Here is a 3,173-nt window from a genome sequence, read left to right as displayed (position 1 = left end):
CAGGTGGTCTTGGCTTTATGGTCTGGTTTGACTTGGCAACCCAGTTTGACAAGAAGAAAAAACGCCGTCTGCGTTTCCACACTAAACTAGTCCTCTTCTTGACTGCAGGGATCTTGCTGTTTGGGACAGTATCCACACTCTTTACAGAGTGGCATAATCCTGGAACCATTGGCAATCTTAGTGTTCCAGAGAAAGTGCTGGTTAGCTTTTTCCAAACCGTCAGCATGAGAACGGCTGGTTTTGCCTCTATTGACTACACCCAAGCTCGGCCTGTGACCCTGTTTATCTATATCCTACAGATGTTTCTGGGTGGGGCGCCTGGAGGAACGGCTGGGGGGCTCAAGATTACGACCTTCTTTGTCTTGTTGGTCTTTGCTCGTAGTGAGTTGCTGGGCTTGCCTCATGCCAATGTTGCGCAGAGAACCATTGAAGCTCGAACAGTCCAAAAATCCTTTAGTGTCTTCATTATCTTTTTGATGACCTTCTTGTTGGGCTTGATGTTGCTGGGAATTACGGCAGAAGGAACGCCGCGTTTTATCTACCTCATGTTTGAGACCATTTCCGCCCTTGCGACAGTTGGGGTAACGGCAAATTTGACACCAGAATTGGGCAAGCTAGCCCTCAGCATTGTCATGTTGCTCATGTTTATCGGCCGTATCGGTCCCTTGACCTTGCTGGTTAGTCTAGCGGATTACCAGCCGGATAAGAAAGATTTGATTCAGTATATGAAAGCAGATATTAGTATTGGATAAGAAAGGAAGAACGATGTCAGATCGTACTATTGGAATTTTAGGCTTGGGGATTTTTGGGAGTAGTGTCCTGACAGCCCTCGCCAAGCAAGATATGAATATCATTGCCATTGACGACCACGCTGAGCGAATCAATCAATTTGAGCCTGTTTTGGCGCGTGGAGTTGTTGGCGATATCACAGATGAGGAACTCCTCAGAACTGCAGGAATTGATACCTGTGATACGGTTGTAGTGGCAACAGGGGAAAATCTAGAGTCGAGTGTGCTTGCAGTCATGCATTGTAAGAGTCTAGGGGTACCAAGGGTTATTGCCAAGGTCAAAAGCCAGACAGCTAAGAAGGTGCTAGAAAAAATCGGTGCTGACTCGGTGATTTCACCTGAGTATGAAATGGGGCAGTCTCTAGCGCAGACCATTCTCTTTCATAACAATGTTGATGTCTTTCAGCTGGATAAAAATGTGTCTATCGTGGAGATGAAGATTCCTAGTGTCTGGGCAGGTCAAAGCCTGAGCCAGCTAGATCTACGTGGCAAATACAACCTCAATGTCCTAGGATTTCGTGAACAAGAAAATTCACCGCTAGATGTCCAGTTTGGTCCCAATGATCTCTTGAGGGCAGATGCCTATATCTTGGCGGTCATTAACAACCAATATCTAGATGATTTGGCAGAGTTAAATTCCTAAGGAGGGAAATTCCCTCTTTTTTAATGTTCAAGATAGGAAATAGAGAGACCTGTATTCCAATTGAGACTAGAACCTCTTGCATTCTAGTAAAAGTCCTTCAAAAACTGGACTTTATGGTAAAATAGAAAGAAGTGACAAGAGAGTAAGAAAAAATCAGTCCCCTAAAGGAGTAGATTATGAAGTTATTGTCTATCGCCATTCCTAGCTATAATGCCGCAGCCTATCTTCATTACTGTGTGGAGTCGCTAGTGATTGGTGGTGAGCAAGTTGAGATTTTGATTATCAATGATGGGTCTCAGGACCAGACTCAGGAAATCGCTGAGCGTTTAGCCAGCAAGTATCCTAGCATCGTTAGAGCCATCTATCAGGAAAATAAGGGCCATGGCGGTGCTGTCAATCGAGGCTTGGCAGAGGCTTCTGGTCGTTATTTTAAAGTAGTTGATAGTGATGACTGGGTGGATCCTCGTGCTTACCTAAAGATTCTTGAAACCTTGCAGGAACTAGAGAATGAGGGTCAGGGAGTTGATGCCTTTGTGACCAATTTTGTCTATGAAAAGGAAGGCCAGTCTCGTAAGAAGAGTATGAGTTATGAGTCAGTCTTGCCTGTCCAACAGATTTTTGGCTGGGACCAGGTCGGAAATTTCTCAAAAGGCCAGTATATCATGATGCACTCGCTGATTTACCGGACAGATTTGTTGAGAGCGAGCCAGTTCCAACTGCCTGAGCATACTTTTTATGTCGATAATCTTTTTGTCTTTACCCCCCTTCAGCAGGTCAAGACCATGTACTATCTGCCTGTTGATTTCTATCGTTATTTAATTGGGCGTGAGGACCAGTCTGTCAATGAGCAAGTGATGATTAAGCGCATTGACCAGCAACTCAAGGTTAATCGTCTTTTAGTAGACCAGCTTGATTTGTCCCAAGTGAGTCATCCAAAAATGCGAGAATATCTGTTGAATCATATTGAAATTACGACGGTGATTTCCAGTGCCTTGCTCAATCGAGCGGGCACAGCAGAGCATCTGGCCAAAAAACGGGAGCTGTGGACCTATATTCAGCAGGAAAATCCAGAGGTCTTTCAGGCTATTCGGAAGACCATGTTGAGCCGTTTGACCAAACATTCAGTCTTGCCAGCCCGCAAACTTTCCAATGTCGTTTATCAAATCACCAAGTCTGTTTATGGATTTAATTAATATAAGTATTTTATAAGAGGGATTTAAGAAAAATTTTAACTTTTTCTTAATCCTTTTTAATTTTAGGAGATTATACTAGAGTCATCAAATAAAGAAAAACTCTAAGGAGAATCCTATGAAATTCAATCCAAATCAAAGATATACTCGTTGGTCTATTCGCCGTCTCAGTGTCGGTGTTGCCTCAGTTGTTGTAGCCAGTGGCGTCTTTGTCCTAGTTGGTCAGCCAAGTTCTGTACGTGCCGATGTGGTCAATCCGACCCCTGCTCAAGTTGTGCCAGACGCTGCTTCGGTGAGTGAAAAGAGTTACTTACCAGTAGAACTTCTCAAAGAAGCAGTTGATACAGCTCTCCCTTCAGAACAGGTAGACTCAACACCTAAAGCAAGCTTGGATGCTACAAGCTCTCCAGAAAAAGTGAATGTAGCTGATAAAGACCAAGTGGTAGCGCCAAAAGAAGAAGTGCAAGCAAAACCAGAATCTAAGAAAGAAACAGAAGATGCGGTTAAACCTGCAACAAATCCTGCTCCTACAGTTTCTGGACAAGACCGTGA

Annotated in this window: 4 protein-coding genes; all 4 read left to right on the top strand. The window is 44.0% G+C overall.

The annotated features are described in order from the left end of the window. Positions 1-752: potassium transporter TrkG (locus ACLNCN_RS04195; RefSeq protein ID WP_424844693.1), on the top strand; the 752-nt coding region annotated here is incomplete at its 5' end. A gap of 13 nt (positions 753-765) precedes the next feature. Beyond that, positions 766-1,431 carry a potassium channel family protein gene (locus ACLNCN_RS04190; protein ID WP_001283910.1) on the top strand — a complete coding sequence of 222 codons (666 nt, stop codon included), beginning with the start codon at positions 766-768 and terminating at the stop codon, positions 1,429-1,431. A gap of 176 nt (positions 1,432-1,607) precedes the next feature. Continuing rightward, a complete protein-coding gene (locus tag ACLNCN_RS04185; RefSeq protein ID WP_424844692.1) occupies positions 1,608-2,624 on the top strand; it encodes a glycosyltransferase family 2 protein in 1,017 nt (338 codons plus the stop codon). 115 nt (positions 2,625-2,739) lie between these two features. Next, a partial coding sequence (locus ACLNCN_RS04180) for a YSIRK-type signal peptide-containing protein (RefSeq protein WP_424844691.1) occupies positions 2,740-3,173 on the top strand: 434 nt, incomplete at its 3' end.

The organism is Streptococcus sp. CL8.13 (assembly GCF_049737895.1).
Note: the sequence above shows the minus strand (reverse complement) of the source record. Positions and strands in the feature narration are given on the sequence as shown.

What these genes read in the sequence shown, in the direction of transcription:
- ACLNCN_RS04190 (WP_001283910.1), top strand. Translation starts at nt 766, where the DNA reads ATGTCAGATCGTACTATTGGAATTTTAGGCTTGGGGATTTTTGGGAGT.
- ACLNCN_RS04185 (WP_424844692.1), top strand. Translation starts at nt 1,608, where the DNA reads ATGAAGTTATTGTCTATCGCCATTCCTAGCTATAATGCCGCAGCCTAT.